The organism is Polaribacter filamentus, assembly GCF_002943715.1.
GTDB classification, from domain to species: domain Bacteria; phylum Bacteroidota; class Bacteroidia; order Flavobacteriales; family Flavobacteriaceae; genus Polaribacter; species Polaribacter filamentus.
This window is the reverse complement of sequence record NZ_MQUA01000014.1, coordinates 343,827-366,755: the sequence shown is the minus strand read 5'-3', so window position 1 is coordinate 366,755 and position 22,929 is coordinate 343,827. Positions and strand designations below refer to the sequence as shown.

Below are 22,929 nucleotides of genomic sequence, written 5' to 3'. Positions count from 1 at the left end.
ACATGTCAAAAAAAACCATGCTATCTATTTTTATTATTCGAGCAAATTTAAACCATTTTCTATAAGTTTTGTGTAACTTTTATTATATTTTAAATCGTTTAGACTTTTTAAAATAGCAATTTTGATAGAAAAATCATTTCTTTTCGCTAATTCGTACAACTCTAAAAGCAATAACCAATCCTTGGAAAATTTTGCTTTTAATTGATTAAAAATGGCTGTTATTTTATCTTCGGATGATGAATTCCCTTCGCGTATTTGTTTTACTTGGTCGTATAAACCATACAATTCTCTCTCAGTTTCTGAATACGTGATTTTATGTGTTTTTACTTCGGATACTTTGCTCGTATCCGCAAAAGAATCTACATCCGCAGAACCAGAATACACAGAAACTACTTCTTTACCAATCGCCATATCATAAATACCCCATTCTGGTTGAAATAAAATCTCGTCTTTATAAGTTACTGTGCACTTATCCAAAGAAATAATTAAAATTTTACCTCTTAAATCTCTTGTTCCTGTAATCGCTTTTCCTTTCACCATAATTCCGCTCTCAAACTCTAAGGTCATAAATTCGCCTTCGTAAATTCCGTACGCTCTTAAATCTCTCGGACTCATGTCTTCAATTGGCAAATTAATCCCTTTTAATTTACCTACAGGACAACCAAAACCACTAGCATGTGTTGTAATTCCGTGACCAATTAATTCTTTATCTCTGTTAGACAAAGCGGTTGGACCTGTTGTTTGTAAATACGCAACTTTATTATTTTTATACTGAATTACTTTTGTAAATACTCCAGAAATCTGGATTCCTGTTGATAATTCTACGGTTCCTAAATTTTCTGAATTTAGTAGTTTCTGAGCTCCTTTTAAACCACCAGTTCTTAAAGCCATTGTATTTGCAAATTCATCTAAAACCAAACTTAAATAAGCAAAATCTGGAGTGACAAATAATTGCGGTTGGGGTTTTGTAATATCAAAATTTATAGTTGCTGCGTCAATGGAATAGGGCATTTTTTTAACTTCATCCGTCATGCACCAAGCACTTTCACCAATTGATGATAACAAACCTGCTCCATAAATTTTTGGGGCATCTAAAGTGCCTATCAAACCATATTCTACAGACCACCAGTGTAAGTTTCGAATTTGTGCCATTTCTGACAATTCGCCCATATTATTTTGCAACCATTCTACTTTTTCTTGCGCTTCATCTACTTCTTTTTCGATTGAACTTGGGTCTTCTTTTAAGATGGATAAAAGCCTGATTGCTTCATATATTTCATAATCTTTAGAAGATGAAATTGCTTTGCTGCCAACTTCTCCAAAACGTCTTAAATATTCTGCATATTCTGGATTTGCTATAATAGGTGCGTGACCAGCTGCTTCATGAATAATATCTGGCGCTGGCGTATATTCTATATGATTGATAGTTCTCATATCAGAAGCAATTACCAAAACATTATAGGCTTGAAATTCCATAAAAGCATTTGGAGGAATAAAACCATCTACAGAAACTGCTGCCCAACCAATTTCTTTTAAAATTCTATTCATGCCCTCCATATGCGGAATATTTTCAATAGAAATTCCTGTTTTTTGAAGTCCGGACATGTAGGATTTATGCGCAACTTTGCTTAAATAATCTACATTCATTCGCATTACATATCTCCAAACTGCTTGATTTTGAGGAGTATATTCGTTATAAGGTTGCTTTACAACAAATTTGTGCAAATGTTTTGGTAACTTTTTTGTTACCTCATTAAATTCAAAATGTTCTTTCATTAAAGATTTCATAAAGTTTTCAGTACAAAATTACGAATTTTACAATTTAATATGCTTGTTTTCTTGTTAAAAGATCTTTTTTGTATCTTTAAATTTATCAGTAAAAAATATCGAAAATTAAAAAGTAGTTTCTTATAAAATTTATTGATTTTCAAATACTTATTAAAAAAAAAGACTTTCAGCTATGAGTTCAATATCCGGAATGATTACCAGTTTAAAAAATAATAAAAGAACTCGTGTTTCAACTTTTGATAAATTGAAAAATTTTAAGAAAGGGAAAAGTATTCAAGTTGCTTTTGACAAAGAAGCCTCTTCCTACCAACTCAAAAAGATTAAAGAAAAACTTCAAGAAGAAAATAAAAAATTATTAAAAAGGAATATATTGATCATCATTGCTCTTATTTCCGTTATCATTTACGTTATCGGTTTCGTGAAAATTTAAAAAAAGCTTTAAAATATTTCTTATTTTTACAGTATAATTCAGAAAAATGAACAAGAAAGTTATTCTAATGATTTTAGACGGATGGGGAATTACGCAAGACCCAAAAGTATCCGCAATTTACAATGCTAAAATTCCATTTATCAATAGTTTATATGACAAATATCCGAACGCTCAATTAAGAACCGAAGGAGAACATGTTGGTTTGCCAGAGGGTCAAATGGGGAATTCTGAAGTTGGACACATGAATTTAGGTGCTGGTAGAATTGTATATCAGAATTTAGCAAGAATAAACAAAGCTGTTCGAGAAAAAACCTTAGGTAAAGAAAAAGCGTTGTTAGATACTTTTAAATATGCCAAAGAAAATAACAAAAATGTGCATTTATTAGGGTTGGTTTCTAATGGCGGAATTCATGCGCACATTGATCATTTAAAAGGAATTTTGGATGTTGCCAAAGAAAATAACGTTACCAATGTGTTTTTACATGCGTTTACAGACGGACGAGATTGTGACCCTAAATCGGGTTCGTATTTCATCAACGAAGTGCAAGAATACATGAAAAAAAGTACGGGCGAATTAGCAACAGTTACTGGTCGTTATTACGCTATGGATAGAGATAATAGATGGGAACGCGTTAAAATTGCGTACGACGGAATAGTACATGCTGTTGGGACAAAAACTACGGATATTTTGGCGACCATCAACCAAAATTATGAAGCTGGTTTAACGGATGAATTTCACAAGCCAATTGTAATTACAAATGCAGATGGATCTCCAAAAGCACAAATAAAAGAAGGTGATGCTGTCATTTTCTTCAACTACAGAACCGATAGAGGACGCGAATTAACGAATGCTTTAAGTCAGAATGATTTTCCTGAATTCGACATGAAAAAGTTAGATTTGTACTACACAACAATGACTTTGTATGATGAATCTTTTAAAGGTATCAATGTTATATACAACAACGATAATATTAAAAACACCTTAGGCGAAGTTTTATCAAAAGCTGGAAAAAAACAAATTAGAATTGCGGAAACAGAAAAATATCCACATGTAACTTTCTTCTTTTCTGGCGGTCAAGAAGCTCCTTTTGAAGGCGAATCTCGAATTTTAAGAAACTCACCAAAAGTAGCTACCTACGATTTACAACCAGAAATGTCTGCCTACGAATTAAAAGATGCACTTTGTGAAGATTTAGAAAAAGGCGAAGCCGATTTTGTTTGTTTAAACTTTGCAAACGGCGATATGGTTGGGCACACAGGAATTATGGAGGCTGCTATAAAGGCCTGTGAAACTGTAGATGTTTGTGCAAAAGCAGTGATTGAAACTGGTTTGAATAACGGTTATTCAATCTTGTTAATTGCAGATCACGGCAATTGTGAAACGATGATGAACCCTGACGGTTCTCCAAACACAGCACACACAACAAATCCCGTTCCTTTTATTTTGATTGATAAAGATATAAAATCAATAAAAAGTGGAGTTTTAGGCGATATTGCACCGACAATTCTAGAATTAATGGGCGTTGCACAACCAAAAGAAATGACACAAAAATCACTTTTATAATTATGAAAAAATACTATTCTTATTTTTAGTAACGATTCTTGCGGCTTGTAATTCAGCTAAAAAAGTTACAGAAACAAACACAATTGAAACCGAAAGAATTGAAGTTCAAAAAGTAGCTCCTAAAAGTGTAAATAAAATTGCTAGAGAAATTACTGCTAAAAAAGATGCAAATGGATATTTAATAGGTATTGCTAACAAAGAATCTTTTCAAGATGAAGCTTTTAAAGGCTGGTTTGACAATAGCTATGAGGAATATACAACTGATAAAAAAACGATGGACAAACTTAAAACTGCTATTGAAGGCTATACTATAAAAGGATTTATGGGTAGTTGGTGTGGAGATAGTAAAAGAGAAACACCTCGTTTTTATAAACTTTTAGATGAAACTAGTTTTAATCAAAATGATTTTGAATTAATTACAGTTGATAGAAGTAAAAAAACACCTGATAATCTTCAAGAAGGTTTAAATATTATAAGAGTGCCAACCTTTATTTTTTATAAAGATGGTGAAGAAGTTGGACGTTATGTAGAGTATCCAAGAGAAACTTTAGAGAAAGATATTTTAAAAATTGTAATGGGCCAACCTTACAAACATTCTTACGACAGAAGTCAGTAATTTATTTAATTTCAAGTATTTTTTTGATACTGATTTCACAGATGAACACAGAAAAAAATCTGTGAAATTCGTGTCCTATTTTTTTTAAGCCGTTTTATGCACCATTGTTTGATCAAGAAAATTAATTCCTAATAATTAATAGTAACTTTGCGATTCAATTTTTTATAATGATAAAGATCAAAACCAGAGAAGAAATAGAAATTATGCGCGAAAGTGCATTGGTAGTTTCTAGAACATTAGGAATGCTTGCAAAAGAGGTAAAACCTGGCGTTTCTACTTTATATTTAGACAAACTTGCCGAAGAATTTATAAGAGAACAAGGAGCTATTCCGGGTTTTTTAGGTTTGTATGATTTTCCAAACACCCTTTGTATGAGTCCGAATTCTCAAATTGTTCACGGAATACCGAATAAAAACCCTCTAATTGAAGGAGATATTATATCCATTGATTGTGGCGCTTTAAAAAACGGTTTTTATGGCGATCATGCGTACACTTTTGCCATCGGAGAAATTGATTTGGAAGTTCAAAAATTATTAGAAGTTACCAAAGAAAGTTTATATGTTGGCATCAGAGAGTTTAAAGCGGGTAATAGAGTTGGCGATGTTGGTTTTGCAATTCAGGATTTTACGGAAAAACATGGTTACGGAGTTGTAAGAGAACTTGTTGGTCATGGTTTAGGACGAGAAATGCACGAAGATCCAGAAATGCCAAATTACGGAACAAGAGGAAGAGGAAAGAAATTTGTAGAAGGAATGGTTGTTGCCATTGAACCGATGACAAACTTAGGAACTCATAGAATAAGACAGCATTCTGATGGTTGGACCATTACTACTTTAGATAATAAACCTTCGGCTCATTTTGAACATGATGTAGCCATTGTGAATGGTAAACCAGAGCTTTTATCGACTTTTAAATATGTGAATGAGGCATTGGGGATTGTTACTGATATTGAGGATGAGTTTCGGAATTAGATTTTGATATGGATTTCAATGAGATGCAATTAAAATTTTGACAAGGATTTCACGGATTTTCACGAATTAAAAATAATTAAATAAAGATTCTTCTAAGTTATTTAATTAACACCGTTCAGGAGCTTCACAGAGAAATTATGGAGTATCACAAAATTACTTAAAAAAAAATGACACATATTTCACTGATCTTCAAGGATTAAAGAAAATTTATCAAATTATAATATTATGAATACTCTATTATATAAAGAAGATACATTTAAGATAATTGGAATCTGTATGGAAGTTCACAATCAATTAGGTAAAGGTTTTAGCGAAGTTGTTTATAGTGACGCTTTAGAAATAGAATTTATTGATAATAATATTAAATATTCAAAAGAACAAAAATTTAATATCAGTTATAAAGGAAATATTCTTCCTCATAAATACAGGGCTGATTTTATAATTAATGATACCATAGTTTTAGAAATAAAAGCAATTCATTGTCTGACATCTTCGCATGTAAAACAAACATTAAATTATTTAGCCGTTTCTAAATTAAAAATTGGTTTACTAATCAATTTTGGTGAAGGTAGTTTAAAATATAAACGAGTTATCTTATAATATTATCAGTGAAAATCAGTGAAATCCGTGTCAAAAAACCGCTGTGTAACAACTATGAAAATCTTCAAATCCGTATTAAATACCATCCCTAGACCTTGGCTAATTAAAGCTAGTTATTTAGTGCGTCCAATAATTGCACTTTCTTTAAAAGGCAATAAGTTTACCGATCCAATAGACGGGAAAAGTTTTCGTAAATTTTTACCTTACGGATATAGAAAACAAAGAGAAAATGCACTTTCTCCGTCAACTTTATCACTAGAAAGACATCGATTGATGTGGCTTTTTCTAAAGGATGAAACTGATTTTTTTACATCAGATAGGAGACTAAAAACCTTACACATTGCACCTGAACAATGTTTTTTAAACATTTTTAGAAAACAAAAAAATCTTGATTATTTAACATCAGATTTAGAATCCCCAATTGCAGATGTAAAAGCAGATATTTGCGACTTACCTTTTGAAGATAACTCTTTTGATGTTGTTTTTTGTAATCATGTTTTAGAGCATATTTCTGATGACACAAAAGCAATGCAAGAACTGTTTAGAGTAATGAAAAAAGGCGGATTTGGTATTTTTCAAATTCCGCAAGACATTACCAAAGAAACCACTTTTGAAAACGATTCTATTACCGATAGAAAAGAACGTGCTAAAATTTTTGGTCAATATGATCATGTGCGTATTTATGGCAAAGATTATTTTAACAAACTGCGTTCTGTAGGTTTTAAAGTGGATGAAGTTGATTATACAAAAAAAATCGCTCCAGAAAAACTAGAACGATTTTGCTTAATGAAGAACGAAATTCTTCCTGTTTGTTACAAAGAATAAAATTTATTGATGAAATGTATATGTTGCATATTCTTCAACACGTCCTTCTGTATTAGAAAATAAAAGGATCACTTCTATTTCAGGATGTTTTTTTAAAAACTCCTTCGTTTTTTCTAAACCCATTGCCATAAAAGCAGTTGCATAGGCGTCAACATCTGCGCAATCTTTACTTGCAATTACAGAAGCACTTAATAAATTACTTTCTGTTGCAAAACCCGTTTTAGGATTTATGGTGTGTACATATTTTTTTCCATCATCAGCAATTCTAAACTTTCTATAATTCCCGGAAGTTGCCATTGATTTATTAGAAAGGTTAATATTTTTGAAACCTCCATTTTCCTTTGCACTTGCTGGATCTACAACTCTAATTAGCCAAGGTTTCTGATTCTTTTTCGTCCCTTTTGCTCTTATTTCTCCGCCTATTTCAATTAAATAATTTTCTATTTTTTTTTCATCAAAAAAACGAGCAACCAAATCGATTCCGAAACCTTTTGCAATGGCATTAAAATCTAAATATATTTTTGGATCCTCTTTAACTACCTTTCCTTTACTGATAGAAATTTTTTCTAAACCAACAAATAGCATTTGCGCTTTTATTTCTTCTTCTGTAAGATTGTTTCTTTCATTTTCAGGCCCAAATCCGTAAGCATTTACTAAATTTCCAACCGTTGGATCAAAAAAACCATCTGTTTCTTTGTAGATTCTTTTTGATTTTTCGAAAACTTCAGAAAAAATAGCATCCACAACTATTGTGGTATCGCCATTATTAATTTTAGAAATATCTGAAGTAGAAATATATGTAGATGTAGCGCTGTTTATCAACAAAAATAGACTGTCTAACGAATCTTGGTAATTAATAGCTGAATTTAAGTAGGTTATTTTATAAGTTGTCCCAAAAACTAGGCCTTGTAACGTATAATCCCTGTTCTGAACCTCTTTCTTACATGCTATTAAAATTGATGAAATGATAAGAAAAGCGACTATTATTTTGAGTTTCATGAATTTCTTAATTTTTGTACAAAAATAGTGTATAAATTTTTCACAATTTATTGTTAAACACACTTTTTATTGGTACATTTTGTTAAATTTGTAGATAAATTTAATTAATATAAAGATGAAAAAATATCAATATTATTATTAACCGCTGTTTTGGTAAGTTCTTGTGTTTCTAAGAAAAAATTTGTTGAATTAGAAACAAAACACGATTTATCTAAAACAGAATTAGTAGATCTAAAAGCAAATTTACAAAAATGTTTAATTGACAATGAAAGAGAATCTACCAAGGTTTTTACTTTGTTAGAGCAAATAAAATATTTACAAGAGGATAAAAAAACAGCTTTAAAACAAGTTGAAAACTTAACTGTTTTAACACAATCTTCTTCTGACAATATTAAAACTGTTATTTCTCAATTAAGTGAAAAAGACAAGTACATTAATGGTATTAGAGAAGCAATGACTCAAAAAGACTCATTAAATCTAGCTATTAAGTTTCATTTAACTAAAAACTTAACTGATGGGATTAGAGATGAAGATATCGAGGTAAACGTTGAAAAAACGGTCGTTTTTATCTCAATTTCGGATAAATTATTATTTAAAAGCGGAAGCTATAATGTAACTGATAAAGCATATACTGTTTTAGAAAAGATTGCAAAAGTAATTAATGACCAACCTACTATGGAAGTGATGATTGAAGGCCATACAGACACCACTCCAATAAAAAGAGATATCATTCAAGATAACTGGGATTTATCTGCTTTGAGAGCTACTTCAATTACAAGAATTTTACAATATAAATACGGTGTTCAACCAGAAAGATTAATTGCTGCGGGTAGAAGTCAATATATTCCTTTAGCACCAAATGATACTGCTGCAAATAAATCTATAAACAGAAGAACAAAAATTATTATCATGCCTAAATTAAATCAATTCTTTGAATTGTTAGAGCAAGATGCTACTAAATAATTTTTAAACTTTACATTATTTTAAAACCCAACTCAAATGAGTTGGGTTTTACTTTTTTAGATGATTTCTTAAACTTGACTTTCTCAAAAAAAACCACTAACTTCGTTTAACTTCTGATAAAATGAATTAAAACTCACCTTATCATTATAGTTAGCAAATATTAAAATGAAAATAGTAAAACTTATAATAATTGTTTTGTTTTTTACAAACATTACACTTGGTCAAAACTATTTAGGTTATTCCAATGATAGCTTAAAAATTAAATCCGTTTTTCTAAAAGAAACAGTAAGTCTTAACCTACATATTCCGGAAACATTTAACTTTTCAGCAAAATCAACAAAATATCCAATCACAATAATTTTTGATAGTCAACACGAAAGAACGTATCCTCAAATAATAAATTCAATTGATTTATTGACTAATGAATCTCAAATACCAGAAACAATTATAATTGGAGTGCCTTTTAATCGCAATAATAGGTATTACTTAACTTCTAGTCAGAAAAATAAAAACGATTCTTTATTAGGTATTGAAAGAATGGAAAGGTTTCTTTTTAATGAACTTATTCCAAAACTTCAAAAAGAGTTTAAAGCAAACGACTATATAACTCTTGTTGGACATTCAAGGACTGCTTTTTTAGTCAATTATTTAACCACAAAACAAAGTAAAAAAATTGATATCGCAATTGCGTTAAGTGGATTTTACAATAATAAACCTTTGTCTATTGAGAATTTCAAATCTTATATTTCAGACTCTTCTAATTTTCTTAATAAGTTTAATTATTATTTTACTGCTGGAAGCACTTTGGAAGAAGAAACATATCTAACTGAATGTAAAGATGTATCTGATTATATTTCCAAAACCGAAATGCCAAAAAACTTTGTAGGACGTTTTGCCGAAAGCAAAAACGCTAACCATATGACCAACTATTGGGTTTCAGCACCTTCTATTTTTATGGACGCATACGCTGATTATAATTCAATCCTAAATAACTGGTTTTATATCAAGTTAAAAAAAGATACTATCGAAAAGCCAATAGAGGAATTTAAATCTGATTTAGAACAAACAGGTAAAAAATTAGGGTTTGAGGTAAATCCTAACCTAACTCATATATTTTCATTAGCGAGTTCTTTTGGATATGAGAAAAAAGACATTCAAACAGCTATTGACTTTATTAAACTAGGGCAAAAGTATTATCCTAATTATCCTGATTTTGATTTAGAACTTATTGGATACTATAATCAGCTCAATAATCTCAAAATGTCAGAATATTATAAAACAGAATATAGAAATAAAGTTATGTCAAGAAAGGATATTAGTGAACGAGAAAAAACTGAACTATTTAAAAAAATTGAAGAAGAATAAAAACGTTTGCTAACACCGTGTATAATTAATTGCTTGGTTTCTGCCAATTTACGAAAGTCCTTGCGGACTTTCTATCTGTGTTTTATTTGCTAACTTTGGTGCTTAAAACTCGCAACTAACCATACACAAATACGTTAAACGAACCTACTCCAAAATCTTTACAAAATCATCAAAAGCAACATAATATGGTTGGTCTTTAAAAACCGGACTTTCTACACTTTCTGCATTGGCAATCCCCACACCAGCAAACCATACTTTAGCATTTTGATTTTTGGCATGTTCTTTAAAAGTTTCCATCCAAACGGTATCATACTCATTTGGATTTTGCAAATTACTGGATGTTTTTACCAACACAAAGATGGTTGGTTCTCCTTTTTTAAATAACACAAACTGTGGATGTCTTTTTAGCTGGCTATTAATTGCTTGGAACTCATACCCCATTTCTTGCAACTTTTCGCCAACGATATTCATTGCCAAATTATGCAATTCTTGCGCTTTTAAAATCTGCATTACTTTTTCTTATTACGTAAATTGTAGTTTTTATCTCCTCTTGTTTTTGGCTTCTTATATTTTTTAGCAATTTCTCTTCTATAAGAACCTCCTTGATTGGTTTTGCTATTCTTTTCGCTCTTTTCATGAAAAGATGCTCCAGGTACAAACTCTAAAGCTGTTCTGTTTTTAGATTGCTGGCTATCTTCTTTTGGACGTTCATCTTCTGTTAATAATTTCGAGATTTCTACGCCTTCAGGGAGCTCTAAAACAGGAATCTTATAATCCATTAATGCTTCAATAGTCTCTTTGTTTTCGAGCTCTTTTTCTGTTGAAAACAAAATAGTTTTTCCCGCTTTTTCTGCTCTACCGGTTCTACCAATTCTGTGCATATAATTTTCAGGAAAATCTGGCGTATCAAAATTGATAACATGACTAACGTTATCAAAATCTAAACCACGTGCCATTACATCTGTAGCAACTAAAATTCTGTTTTTACCTTCATCAAATTGACGAATAGAACGTATTCTATAATTCTGTGTTTTATTAGAATGTATAATACACAACTCGTTCCCAAAAACCTCTTCTAAATGTTTAAAAAGTAAATCTGCACTTCTTTTAAAAGCAACAAAAATTAATACTTTATGATAAGTTTGTCTGTCTTTTAAAAAGTGATGTAATACATTTACTTTCGTAAAAAAGTTAGGAATATTGTAAGAAACTTGCTCTATATTATCTAAAGGTGTTCCACTAACTGCTACAGAAATTTTTTCTGGATTTTTAAAGAAATCATCAATCAAAGCATCTACATCTTCTGTCATGGTTGCAGAAAATAGAATATTTTGTCTTTTTTCTGGTAACAAATCGAAAATGTTCATCAGCTGAAACCTAAAACCTAAGTCTAGCATGACATCCACTTCATCAATCACCAATTTCTGAATCGTTTTTAGCTTTAAAACATTGCTCAACGCTAAATCATATAAACGTCCAGGAGTTGCCACAATAATATCTTGACCTTGCGCAATTCCTTGTTTTTGAGTATTGATATTCGTTCCTCCATAAACTCCCAAAACACGAACATTCAAATATTTTGCCAGTTTTTCTATTTCATCTACAACTTGTAAAACCAATTCACGCGTAGGAACTAACACCAAAACTCTTGGATGCTGCGTTTTTAAGAATTTTAAATCTCTTAAAATTGGCAACATATAACCAAATGTTTTTCCTGTTCCTGTTTGGGCAATTCCAACAACATCTTTACCAGATCTAATTACAGAAAATGCTTGCTCTTGAATTGGCGTTGGGTTTTCAAAACGCAAATCTTCAATCGCATAGTGTAACTGATTTGATAAGTCTAAATCTTTAAAAGTCATTCTTTTAATTTTGTGCAAAGGTACGTTTTATAAAATGTACAACAATAGTATTCTAAACAGTAATATTTAGTAGTTTTGTTGATGAAAATCAAACTAAAAAATGATTACAGATACGCATACACATTTATACGCAGAACAGTTTAATGACGATAGAAAAGCTATGATGCAGCGTGCAAAAGACGCCGGCGTTTCACGTTTTTTTATACCTGCCATAGATTCTTCTTACACCGAAAGTATGTTTTCTTTGGAAAAGGAAAACCCTAATGAAGTGTTTTTAATGATGGGTTTGCATCCAACTTCGGTAAAAGAAAATTATTTAGAAGAACTTGTTCACGTAAAAAATTGGATTGATAAAAGAAATTTTTACGCTATTGGCGAAATTGGAATCGATTTATATTGGGATAAAAGTTTTCTTCAACAACAACAAGAAGCTTTTAGAACTCAAATTAAATGGGCAAAAGAAAAAAAATTACCAATTGTAATTCATTGTAGAGACGCTTTTGATGAAATTTTTGAGATTTTAGAATCTGAAAAAAGTGACGATTTACGCGGAATTTTCCACTGTTTTACCGGTACTTTAGAACAAGCAAAACAGGCTATTTCGTACAATATGAAATTAGGAATTGGCGGAGTTGCCACTTTTAAAAACGGAAAAATAGATACATTTCTAAATGAAATAGATCTAAAACACATTGTTTTAGAAACGGATTCACCCTACTTAGCACCCGTTCCTTTTAGAGGAAAAAGAAATGAAAGTTCTTATATTACAAATGTTGTAGATAAACTAGTAGACATTTATGGCATCGGTTTTAATGAAATTGCAGAAATTACCACTCAAAATTCTAAAGATATTTTTAATGTGTAACTTTATGAAAAAATACTTTGTATTTATAATCTTATTTGCAATTTCTAGTCCAATTAATTCGTAAGAACATAGATACTATTTTTAACGAACTAGTCAACTTTTAAACTAACGCAAAAAAACCCGATTTTTAAATCGGGTCTTACAAAAGAATTGGGAGTTGTCTTATTTTATGCCTTTTACATTAATCAATAAATTAACGTTCGTATTTGAGGATACTTTTAAACTATTTACATTTAATCCTATTATACTTTCTACGTTTAACATTCCTTTAAACTCTAGCTTGCCATCATTATTTGAATCTTCAAAAGCAACAAACTTAATTTCGTAATCGCCTTCCTTTAAAAAATTTAGTTCATAAGTAGTATTTGAAGCAACAATTGTACTTGTAGTTGCATTTACAAACTGCACATTACTTGACCCTTGTCCGCTCGCTTCCGCTTCTGTATAAACACCAGCTTTGTAAGCAAATACTACAATAGTTTCCGCTGTATTATTGCCATCAGAAACTGAACCAGAAACCGTACCAGCTCCTTCATTATTAACTACCCTTATACCTTTAGATAATTCGAAATCAGTTACAAAATCGAAATCACTTTGAATAGTATTCGATGCAATTATTGTTTTTCTTAAATCGAAATCAATAATAATTTCGTTTGCAGTACTTGCTAATACTTCTACTTTTTCTGAAATCTTAATTTCGTTACTAGCAGCTTTTAATTTGTGTTTTAAACCATTTTTTGTTTTAATATAACTTCCAGGAGCATTGCCATTCGCATCCATATCATAATCTAAAATTAGACTAACACTAGACATTGCGCCTACGTTTAAATCTAAATCTCCTAGTACTTTTTTTGTTCCATTCTGTAAAGTCATTAAATCTATTGTAGTAGTTGTAAACCCTTGAATAGAAACTCCGTCAACTTTTACATCTGTAATCGTTACAAAAGCGCCACTTACCTCTGCGTTGTCAATTGGTGCATCTGTAATAGAAACTTTCGTGTTTCTTGTTTGTGAGTCATCTGCCATACTTTCTCCGTTTTCAGAACAAGATGCAAAGGATACTACTAAAGCTAAAATTGCTGTTTTTAATATTGAATTTCTCATAATTATTGATTTTTAAATTGTTATTACTTATTGATTCGTGCTTCTGTTTATTAATGTATTTCGTTTAGCTTTACCCTACCGAAAAAATGAATAACTTTTTAAAAAATAATCTAATTACTTGATTTATAATTGATTGAGAATATACAAAATAAATGAGTTTTACAAAGGATTCACAAGAAAACGAATAGTTTTTATTACTTTTGATGCTGAAAACATCCAATAATTTGAATTCATATACCACCTATTACAAAACGCCTTTAGGAATTGCAAAAATTATTGGCAATGAAAACGGAATTCAGGCTGTTTCTGTTTTAGATGATGACGCCATTTCTGATGAACTCCTAAATGCAGAAACCCACACGTGTTTGCAAGAATGTGTTAAACAAGTTAAAGAATATTTTAAAGGCGAAAGAGCCAGTTTTAATTTAACCGTTAACCCTAAAGGAACTAAATTTCAAATAAAAGTGTGGCAATCTTTATTAGACATTCCTTACGGAAAAACGAGAAGTTACGCAGAACAAAGTAAAGCTTTGGGTGATGTAAAAGCGATACGCGCTGTTGCTTCTGCAAATGGCAAAAACCCAATTTGGATTATTATTCCGTGTCACAGAGTTATTGGTTCTGATGGTTCTTTAACAGGTTATGCAGGCGGAATTTGGCGTAAAAAATGGTTGTTGGCGCATGAAAACCCCGTAAAACAACAATCTCTTTTTTAAATTAAATCTATTAAAACATAAAAAACATATTTTTACGTTCCTTAGATATTGTTTTATATGTTTCAAAAAAATATTTTCTTTTTGATTTTTCTTATTGGACTTTCTGTCCAATCGCAAACAATATCTAAAGATTTTAGAAAAAAAATTATTGAAGTAAAAACAGACACCATTCAATTGGATTCTGTCCCTATCAATTCTCAAACATTTAAAATCCTTGATGTTTCAAAAAAAGAGCTTTCTTCTTCAAATTACAAAATAGATTTTAACCAAGCAGTCTTAATTATAAACTCAAAAAAATATTCAGAAATTACCGTTGAATATTTTAGGTTTCCAGAATTTGTAACTAAAATATATGCTCCTTTTGATGAAAAACTCATCATAAAAAACACGACTAATAATGGCGTTTTATACAGTTTAACTACCAATAAAAAAGCATCCGAAATCAAGCTCTTTGAAGGTTTAGAAACCAAAGGTTTTATTACGAGAGGCCTTACTTCCGGTAACAACCAAAATGCGGTTACAAACTCGGCTTTAGATTTAGAAATATCTGGTAAACTTTCTAAGGATGTTACTTTAAGAGCTAATATTTTTGACACCAATATTCCGATTCAAGAAAATGGATATTCGCAAAATATCACAGATTTTGATCGAATTTTTATTGAAATGTTCAGCGATAATTGGCGTGTAAAAGCGGGTGATATCTCGCTTAAAAATAATAAAAGTTTCTTTTTACCTTTCACAAAACAAGTTGCTGGTTTAGAGGTTGAAGCAAACATCAATGACAACTTAAAAGTAGCTGCATCAGGAGCCGCTGTGCGAGGGAAATTTAATAATTTTAGATTTGTTGGCGTTGAAGGAAACCAAGGTCCGTACAAACTTTTTGGCACAAATAATGAAGCTGCAATTTTAATTATTGAAGGAAGTGAAAGCGTTTATGCAAACGGAATTCCCTTAAAGCGCGGAGAAAATGCAGACTATACGATCAACTATAATTTAGCCGAAATTTCCTTTACTACTATATTCCCTATTACAAATGATATGAGAATTACGATAGAATTTCAATATTCAGATAGAAATTACACCCGTTTTATCACCTATAATGAAGTATCTTATGAAAGTGAAAAACTAACTATTGCTGGTTATTTATATTCGGAAAATGATGCTAAAAATCAACCAATACAACAAAATTTAACCATCGAACAAAAACAAATTTTAGCAAATGCTGGCAACAATACCGATGCAATGTTTTCTGAGAGTGCTTTTTTAGACACGTATAATGAGAATAAAATTTTGTACAAAAAAGTAACAATCGGAGCTGTAGAAAACTTTGAATATTCCAAAGTAGAAACCAATGAATTGTACAATGTAACGTTTACAAATGTTGGTGCAAATAGGGGCGATTATAATTTAGATAGAAGCATCGCTATTGGTACTATTTTTGTTTTTGTAGGTGTAAATCAAGGAGATTATCAGCCTATTGTGAATTTAATTGCACCAACAAAATCGCAGTTTTTTATTGTAAAATCAGACTATAATCATACAGAAAAGACGCAATTTAATTCAGAAATTGCTTTGAGTAATAACGATGCCAATTTGTTTTCTACTATAGATGACAATCAAAATAAGGCATTAGCGGCAAAAGTTGGTTGGCAACAAGTTTTAATTGATAAAAAATGGCAATTAAAAAGTAATATCAATTATGAGTTTGCACACAAAAATTTTAGAACAATTCAGCGTTGGGAAACCGTGGAATTTAATAGAGATTGGAATATTTTAACCAATAATGCCACAAAAAACTATTTTCAATCCGAAGTACGTTTGCAAAATAAAAAAGATGATTTTGTACTGTATCGCTTTAACAATCTAAATTATACCGATGTGTTTAAAGGAACTAAACATGAACTAAAATCGAAATTAAAGTTAAATAATACCGCTGTTTTTGTTGATGGAAGCTTTTTAGAAAACACCTCTACACTAGAAGATAATTCCTTTTTTAGAGCCAGCGCAAAAGCCGAACAAAGTTTAAAAAATTCTTGGATTGGTGCTTTTGTGAATTTTGAAACCAACAGCAGAAAAAATATTAATACGCAGAATTTTGTAACTACAAGCCATCGTTTTAAAGAATACGAAGGTTATTTTGGCATTGGAGATTCAACTAAAATTTTTGCAAAAATCGGTATTAATTATAGAAATAATGACAGTATTAAGTTAAATGAATTTACTGAAATTAACAACAGAAAAACGGTTTACATCAACAGTAAACTCATCCAAAATAAAAACACAGATTTAAGTGTGTTTGCAAATTACAGAATCACGAAAAACTACTTTACAGAAGATGAAAAAAACTTGAATTCAAGGGTAGTTTTTAATCAGAAATTATTTAATGAATTTATTCTTTTAAATTCTGTGTACAAAACTTCCTCGGGGAATGTTCCAAGACAAGATTATATTTATGTAAAAACAGAGCCTGGTTTTGGTTTTTACACTTGGATTGATTACAATAATGACGGTGTGCAAGATTTTAATGAGTTTGAAATTGCACAATTTCAAGACCAAGCCAACTATTTGCGATTGCCAAAACCAAACTTGCGTTTTATCGCAACGCAACGTGCAAAATTTCAGCAAAATATAACTGTAAATCCTAGAAAATGGTCAAATAAAACTGGTGTTAAAAAACTGATTTCTCATTTTTACAATCAAAGTTTTTTATCCGTTGCAAACGAACAAGAAAGAACTGGAAATTCGTTTCGATTAAATCCATTTAATTTTGATGAAAACTCGTTAATTGGTTTAAATCTAAGTGTTAGAAACAGTTTGTTTTTCAACAAAGATTTACAAAAAAACAGTGTAACTTTTACATTTGGTGATTCTAAAATAAAACAACAGTATTTTATTGGTAATCAAGAAAATAACATCAAACTTCACCAACTAGAGTATGCGCATAAATTTGCAGATTTATGGTTGATAGACCTTTTGGGTAAAACATCGATAAACACCTTAGAGACTGAAAATTTTATCAATAGAAATTACAAAATTGATGCAAAAGAAATTCAGCCAAAACTTACTTTTTTATACAATGATAACAATCGATTTTCTGCGTTTTATCATTTTAAAAACAAGCAAAATAAACTGCAAGATTTTGAAGAATTAAATCAACAAAAATTCGGAATGGAATATTTTTATATCAGTAAAAAGCAAAATCAGATTTCTGCAAATGTAAATGTGTTTTTAAATGATTTTACAGGAAGTGCAAATACGCCAGTTGCATATCAAATGTTAGAAGGCTTACAGAATGGAAAAAATTACACGTGGAGCTTGTTATTTAATCAGAAGTTAAACTCCTTTTTAAATCTAAACCTTAATTATTTAGGAAGAAAAAGTGAAAATTCTAAAACAATTCACACAGGAAGTGTGCAATTGAGAGCAAATTTCTAAGTTGATATATTTTATTTACACCTAAAAATAAATTAAATTCGCAACTCAATGACGAAATTCATAACAATACTCTTATCAAATTTGATTCTGCTTCAGAGTCTAAATGTTGATGTAGAATCATTTTCTAAACTAAATGTATTGTTAGAACACGCACAATTTCATCAAGAAAAATATGGAGATAGTTTTTTTGAGTTTTTATCTGAACATTATGGAACTCAAGATCTTTTAGCTAAAAAAGAGCATAAAGAGCATAAAGATTTACCTTTTAAACATAATACACACAATTGCACACATCACATTACAGATTTTAGCTTTAGCAATACTCTTTTTGAGATAAAAGATACTATTATTTTAGAATCTAAACCAAATTATTCTTATAAAGAGTCTCTTTCTTTTTTCGAAAAACCTTCTATTTTTCAACCACCCAAGTGCGCATAAATTATTTTAGATTCTTAATCCTGTTTTTAAAATAGGCCTTTATTATTTCTTAAATTATTTATGAATTATGTTAGAAAACATTATAAAATTCAGCTTAAAAAATAAGCTGCTTATTTTCATTTTTACAGCATTTATTGTCGGTTTTGGTATTTTTTCATTAACTCAAATACCTATTGGTGCCGTGCCAGATATTACCAATAACCAAGTGCAGGTGATTACCACATCACGCAACTTATCTACCCAAGATATCGAACAATTTATTACCTATCCTGTTGAGTTAGAGATGGCTAATTTACCTGGTGTAGAAGAAATTAGATCCGTATCAAAATTTGGATTATCCGTAGTTACTATTGTTTTTGACGACGACATGGGTACATATTTACCAAGACAATTAATTGCGGAAAAGATTAAGTCGGCATCGGAAAAAATACCTCAAGATTTTGGTACACCAGAAATGGGTCCAATAACAACTGGTTTGGGCGAAATTTACCAATATATTTTAGATGTAAAACCAGGTTATGAAGACCAATATTCAACAACCGAACTACGCACCATTCAAGATTGGGTAGTTAAACGTCAGCTCTCAGGGATTCCTGGTGTTGTTGAAGTGAATACTTGGGGCGGACTTTTAAAGCAATATGAAGTTGCTATAAATCCGAATAAACTAAATGCAATGCAAGTTTCGGTGGTTGAAATCTATGATGCTTTAGAAAAAAACAACAGTGTTGCAGGTGGCGGTTATATTGAAAAAACCAACGAAACCTTTTTTATTCGAGGCGAAGGTTTGATAAAAAGTTTAGAGGATATTGGCAATATTGTCGTTAAAAATGAGGGCACACCTATTTACGTTAAAGACGTTGCCAAAATTGGTTTTGGAAGCGCAACTCGTTTTGGCGCTATCACAGGAAATGGTGAAGGTGAAAAAGTACTTGGCCAAATTATGATGCTGAAAGATGGGAATTCTAAAGCCATTATTGATGCTGTCAAAGAACGCGTTATCGAAATACAGAGTAGTTTGCCAGAAGGTGTCTATATTAATGGATTTTTAGAACGTAGTGAACTGATTGACAAAACCACATTTACGGTATCGGAAAACCTGATTTTAGGATCATTGATTGTAATATTTGTAGTCGTTCTATTATTAGGTAATTTACGTTCTGGTTTAGTGGTAGCCTCTGTAATTCCCTTAAGTTTATTATTTGCAATTTCATTGATGAATATCTTTGGTGTGGATGCCAATTTAATGAGTTTGGGTGCCATCGATTTCGGAATTATCATTGACGGTGCTGTTATTATTGTAGAGTTTATTGCATTTCGGATTATTAGAGAAAGTGACAAACTAAAATCTCTTTCGGCAGAAGTAAAACAACAAGCAATTGATGCCATTACACTTAAAAGTGCTTCAAAAATGATGAACTCCGCCATTTTTGGACAATTAATCATTTTAATCGTATTCATTCCCATTTTATCTTTAAATGGCGTAGAAGGTAAAATGTTTCGACCTATGGCACTTACTTTTAGTTTTGCCCTAATTGGTGCCATGTTGCTATGTTTAACCTATGTTCCCGTGGCATCTTCACTTTTTTTAAAACCTCAAAAACAAAGCGAAAAGAACATTTCTGTTCGATTAATGAAAGCTTTAAACTCATGGTACAGTCCATCTATTAATTGGGCATTACAGCACAAAAAAATCGTTATTGGTTTTGCAATATTCTTATTAGCGTCTAGCGTTTTTCTATTTAGTAGAATGGGCGGCGAATTTGTTCCTACCTTAGATGAAGGTGATTTTGTGATTCAACCAGTATTAAAAACAGGAACATCCCTTGGTAAAACCATAGAAATTACTACTAAAATTGAGCAAATTCTTTTAGATAATTTTCCAGAAGTGGATCAAGTAGTCAGTAGAATTGGTGCTGCGGAAGTTCCTACAGACCCAATGTCTATGGAAGAAAGCGATGTCATTATCAAATTAAAACCAAAAGACGAATGGATTTCTGCCGAAAGCAAAGACGAATTAGCGGATAAATTTAAAGAAGCTTTAGCTATTATTCCAGGTATGGAGGTAGAATTTACGCAACCTATAGAAATGCGTTTTAACGAGTTGATTACCGGAGTTAGAGCAGATGTAGCTATTAAAATTTTTGGTGATAATTTGTCCGTTTTAGCAAGCAAAGCAAACGAAGTAAAGGAACTCATTAAAAATATTGATGGTGCCTCTGACATTATTATAGAAAAAGTAGATGGTTTGCCACAGATGAGCGTAACCTTTAACCGAAGTAAAATTGCGCGTTATGGTTTAAATATTGCTGATGTAAATCAAATGATTACCATGGGATTTGCTGGTAGTACTGTTGGAAATGTTTTTGAGGGTGAAAAACGATTCGATTTAGTAATGCGTTTAGATGAAAACAATAGAAAAAATCTGGAAAGCCTTCAGCATTTATATATAGACACCCCAAATGGAACTAAAGTTCCGCTAAGCGAACTGGCAGAAATTAAATATACAACTGGACCTGCCAAAATTTCAAGAGATGACACAAAACGTAGAATTGTAATTGGCGTGAACGTTAGAAATAGAGATTTGCAATCCGTTGTTGATGATGTAAGAGCGATTGTTGGTCGTAAACTAAAATTACCTGTTGGATACAAAGTAACGTATGGAGGGCAATTTGAAAACCTGCAAAGCGCTAAAGCGCGTTTAATGGTAGCTGTACCTGTCGCTTTAGCTCTAATTTTTCTGCTTTTATACTTTGCATTTGGTTCTGTAAAAGAAGCTTTATTGGTCTATTCTGCCATTCCGCTTTCTGCCGTTGGTGGTGTTTTATTACTTTGGATTCGCGATTTACCTTTTAGTATTTCTGCAGGGGTTGGTTTTATTGCCCTTTTCGGGATTGCGGTTCTTAACGGAATTGTATTGATTGAGCATTTTAAAGAACTTAAAGAAGAAGGTGTTGAAGACATCGAAGAACGTATAAAAAGAGGAACAAAAGAACGTTTACGACCTGTATTATTAACTGCTGCTGCAGCTGCTTTCGGTTTTTTACCAATGGCTATCTCCACAAATGCTGGTGCAGAAGTGCAACGCCCATTAGCAACTGTTGTTGTTGGTGGTTTGGTAACTGCAACCATTTTAACATTAATCGTATTACCCGTTTTATATGCATGGTTTGAAGAAAAAAAAGCTATTAAAATGAATAAAAACGCCATTCTAACTATTCTTGGTTTCTTTTTTATCCTAAGTAGTTCTGCACAAAGCAAACTAACTTTAGAAGAAACTTTAGCTTTAGCAATAAAAAATAATGCGAGTTTAAAAGCTTCTAATCTAAAAGTAGCAGAGCATAATGCATTAATTGGAAGCGCATTTAGCTTTGATAAAACTGCTGTTTATTATAGTTATGACGAAAATAATTTAGCTATAAATAATCAGCCTTTAAAAGTATTTGGAATTGCGCAAGATTTTAAATTTCCAACGGTTTATTTTGCTGATAAAAGGGTACAAAAAGCAAGAGTGAGTATCGAAGAAACTCACTACAGTTTGCAGCTTTTACAAATTCAGAAAGCAGTTTATACTAATTATTATCAGCTTAGTTATGCAAAAAATAAAGTTACAACCTATCGTTTTTTAGATAGTTTGTATATGGATTTTGCAACAAAAGCAAAACGTAAATTTGAGCTAGGTGAAACCAATTATTTAGAAATGATTACCGCCAAGTCAAAACAAAAACAACTAAAAACTCAATATAATCAAGCGTTACAAGAAGTTTTGTTTTCAACAGAACAATTAAAAGCTGTTGTGCAAATAGATTCTTTACATATTTTAGACCAACCGCTTCAAAAGCTAGCGATTAAAACTTTTTCTACTAAAGAGAATTTAGGGTTGCTCTATTTTGAAGATGCAAAAAACTATCAGCAAGCTCTGACTAAAAAAGAGAAACAAAGTTTATTGCCAGATATTAGTTTGGAGTATTTTCAAGGAACGAATAGCCAACTAAATACGAACATACAAGGATATCAATTGGGTTTAAAAATTCCGTTATTATTTTCTGGTAATAGTTCAAAAATCAAAGCTTCAAAAATAGCCCAAGAAATTGTTTCTGAAGAAAAGCAAGATTATAAAACAAAGTTAGAGGCTCAATACAATGCGCTTTTAGCAACCTTAAAAAAATATGCAGAGGCTGTAAATTATTACGAAAATGAAGGGAAAGTTCTTAAAAATGAGATTATAAAAACCGCCAACCTTACTTATAAAGAAGGCGAAATAGACTTTTTTCAATACATACAAAGTGTAGAAACTGCAAAAGAAATTGAGTTGTCATATTTAGAAAATTTAAATGCACATAACCAAACTGTTATCAACATTAATCATCTTATTTTAAATACATTTTAAA

At 31.0% G+C, this 22,929-nt stretch carries 18 protein-coding genes; 13 read left to right on the top strand and 5 right to left on the bottom strand.

Annotated features, from left to right (window positions below):
- Positions 1 to 33: 33 nt before the first annotated feature.
- A complete protein-coding gene (locus BST83_RS18320; protein WP_104811362.1) occupies positions 34 to 1,776 on the bottom strand; it encodes an aromatic amino acid hydroxylase in 1,743 nt (580 codons plus the stop codon).
- A gap of 202 nt (positions 1,777 to 1,978) precedes the next feature.
- Between BST83_RS18320 and BST83_RS18315 the strand changes: the two genes are divergently transcribed.
- The 6 genes from BST83_RS18315 (at position 1,979) to BST83_RS18290 (ending at position 6,794) form a co-directional block, all read left to right on the top strand.
- A complete protein-coding gene (locus tag BST83_RS18315; RefSeq protein WP_146092093.1) occupies positions 1,979 to 2,218 on the top strand; it encodes a hypothetical protein in 240 nt (79 codons plus the stop codon).
- 46 nt (positions 2,219 to 2,264) lie between these two features.
- The gene (gpmI, locus tag BST83_RS18310; protein ID WP_104808335.1) at positions 2,265 to 3,782 is read left to right on the top strand and encodes a 2,3-bisphosphoglycerate-independent phosphoglycerate mutase; all 1,518 of its coding nucleotides are present in this window, start codon (positions 2,265 to 2,267) and stop codon (positions 3,780 to 3,782) included.
- A 10-nt stretch (positions 3,783 to 3,792) separates the two neighbouring features.
- Positions 3,793 to 4,398, top strand: a complete 606-nt coding sequence (locus BST83_RS20915; RefSeq protein ID WP_367889213.1) for a thioredoxin family protein — start codon at positions 3,793 to 3,795, stop codon at positions 4,396 to 4,398.
- 167 nt (positions 4,399 to 4,565) lie between these two features.
- Positions 4,566 to 5,369, top strand: a complete 804-nt coding sequence (gene map / locus BST83_RS18300) for a type I methionyl aminopeptidase (RefSeq protein WP_104808337.1) — start codon at positions 4,566 to 4,568, stop codon at positions 5,367 to 5,369.
- A gap of 225 nt (positions 5,370 to 5,594) precedes the next feature.
- Positions 5,595 to 5,969 carry a GxxExxY protein gene (locus tag BST83_RS18295; protein WP_104808338.1) on the top strand — a complete coding sequence of 125 codons (375 nt, stop codon included), beginning with the start codon at positions 5,595 to 5,597 and terminating at the stop codon, positions 5,967 to 5,969.
- Positions 5,970 to 6,023: 54 nt separating this feature from the next.
- Entirely contained in the window at positions 6,024 to 6,794 is a 771-nt protein-coding gene (locus tag BST83_RS18290; RefSeq protein WP_104808339.1) for a class I SAM-dependent methyltransferase, read from the top strand.
- A gap of 3 nt (positions 6,795 to 6,797) precedes the next feature.
- Here BST83_RS18290 and BST83_RS18285 read toward each other — a convergent pair whose 3' ends face one another.
- A complete protein-coding gene (locus BST83_RS18285) occupies positions 6,798 to 7,793 on the bottom strand; it encodes an FAD:protein FMN transferase (protein WP_104808340.1) in 996 nt (331 codons plus the stop codon).
- A 150-nt stretch (positions 7,794 to 7,943) separates the two neighbouring features.
- On the opposite strand from BST83_RS18285, the gene BST83_RS18280 reads away from it, so the two are divergent.
- Positions 7,944 to 8,756 (top strand): OmpA/MotB family protein, encoded by an 813-nt coding sequence (locus tag BST83_RS18280; RefSeq protein ID WP_240614608.1) that lies wholly within the window; start codon positions 7,944 to 7,946, stop codon positions 8,754 to 8,756.
- A 165-nt stretch (positions 8,757 to 8,921) separates the two neighbouring features.
- Positions 8,922 to 10,121: an alpha/beta hydrolase-fold protein gene (locus BST83_RS18275; RefSeq protein WP_104811178.1), complete on the top strand. Its 1,200-nt coding sequence runs from the start codon at positions 8,922 to 8,924 to the stop codon at positions 10,119 to 10,121.
- A gap of 144 nt (positions 10,122 to 10,265) precedes the next feature.
- Here BST83_RS18275 and BST83_RS18270 read toward each other — a convergent pair whose 3' ends face one another.
- Together BST83_RS18270 and BST83_RS18265 are read right to left on the bottom strand one after the other, a co-directional pair.
- Positions 10,266 to 10,631 carry a DUF8840 domain-containing protein gene (locus BST83_RS18270; protein WP_104811177.1) on the bottom strand — a complete coding sequence of 122 codons (366 nt, stop codon included), beginning with the start codon at positions 10,629 to 10,631 and terminating at the stop codon, positions 10,266 to 10,268.
- The gene (locus BST83_RS18265; protein ID WP_104811176.1) at positions 10,631 to 11,983 is read right to left on the bottom strand and encodes a DEAD/DEAH box helicase; all 1,353 of its coding nucleotides are present in this window, start codon (positions 11,981 to 11,983) and stop codon (positions 10,631 to 10,633) included. The genes BST83_RS18270 and BST83_RS18265 overlap by 1 nt, the downstream gene beginning before the upstream one ends.
- A 100-nt stretch (positions 11,984 to 12,083) precedes the next feature.
- On the opposite strand from BST83_RS18265, the gene BST83_RS18260 reads away from it, so the two are divergent.
- Positions 12,084 to 12,848 (top strand): TatD family hydrolase, encoded by a 765-nt coding sequence (locus BST83_RS18260; protein ID WP_104811175.1) that lies wholly within the window; start codon positions 12,084 to 12,086, stop codon positions 12,846 to 12,848.
- 162 nt (positions 12,849 to 13,010) lie between these two features.
- Here the strand turns inward: BST83_RS18260 and BST83_RS18255 are convergent, their stop codons facing one another.
- On the bottom strand, positions 13,011 to 13,952 hold the full coding sequence (locus BST83_RS18255) for a DUF4382 domain-containing protein (protein WP_104811174.1): 942 nt from the start codon (positions 13,950 to 13,952) through the stop codon (positions 13,011 to 13,013).
- A 203-nt stretch (positions 13,953 to 14,155) separates the two neighbouring features.
- On the opposite strand from BST83_RS18255, the gene BST83_RS18250 reads away from it, so the two are divergent.
- The 4 genes from BST83_RS18250 to BST83_RS18235 all read left to right on the top strand — a co-directional run bounded on the left by BST83_RS18250 (position 14,156) and on the right by BST83_RS18235 (position 22,928).
- A complete protein-coding gene (locus tag BST83_RS18250) occupies positions 14,156 to 14,668 on the top strand; it encodes a methylated-DNA--[protein]-cysteine S-methyltransferase (RefSeq protein ID WP_104811173.1) in 513 nt (170 codons plus the stop codon).
- An 81-nt stretch (positions 14,669 to 14,749) separates the two neighbouring features.
- Positions 14,750 to 18,103: a DUF8818 domain-containing protein gene (locus BST83_RS18245; RefSeq protein WP_240614868.1), complete on the top strand. Its 3,354-nt coding sequence runs from the start codon at positions 14,750 to 14,752 to the stop codon at positions 18,101 to 18,103.
- A gap of 48 nt (positions 18,104 to 18,151) precedes the next feature.
- Positions 18,152 to 18,541, top strand: coding sequence for a hypothetical protein (locus BST83_RS18240; protein WP_146092205.1), 390 nt, complete (start codon positions 18,152 to 18,154; stop codon positions 18,539 to 18,541).
- Positions 18,542 to 18,608: 67 nt separating this feature from the next.
- Positions 18,609 to 22,928 (top strand): CusA/CzcA family heavy metal efflux RND transporter, encoded by a 4,320-nt coding sequence (locus tag BST83_RS18235; RefSeq protein WP_104811170.1) that lies wholly within the window; start codon positions 18,609 to 18,611, stop codon positions 22,926 to 22,928.
- Position 22,929: the final 1 nt, after the last annotated feature.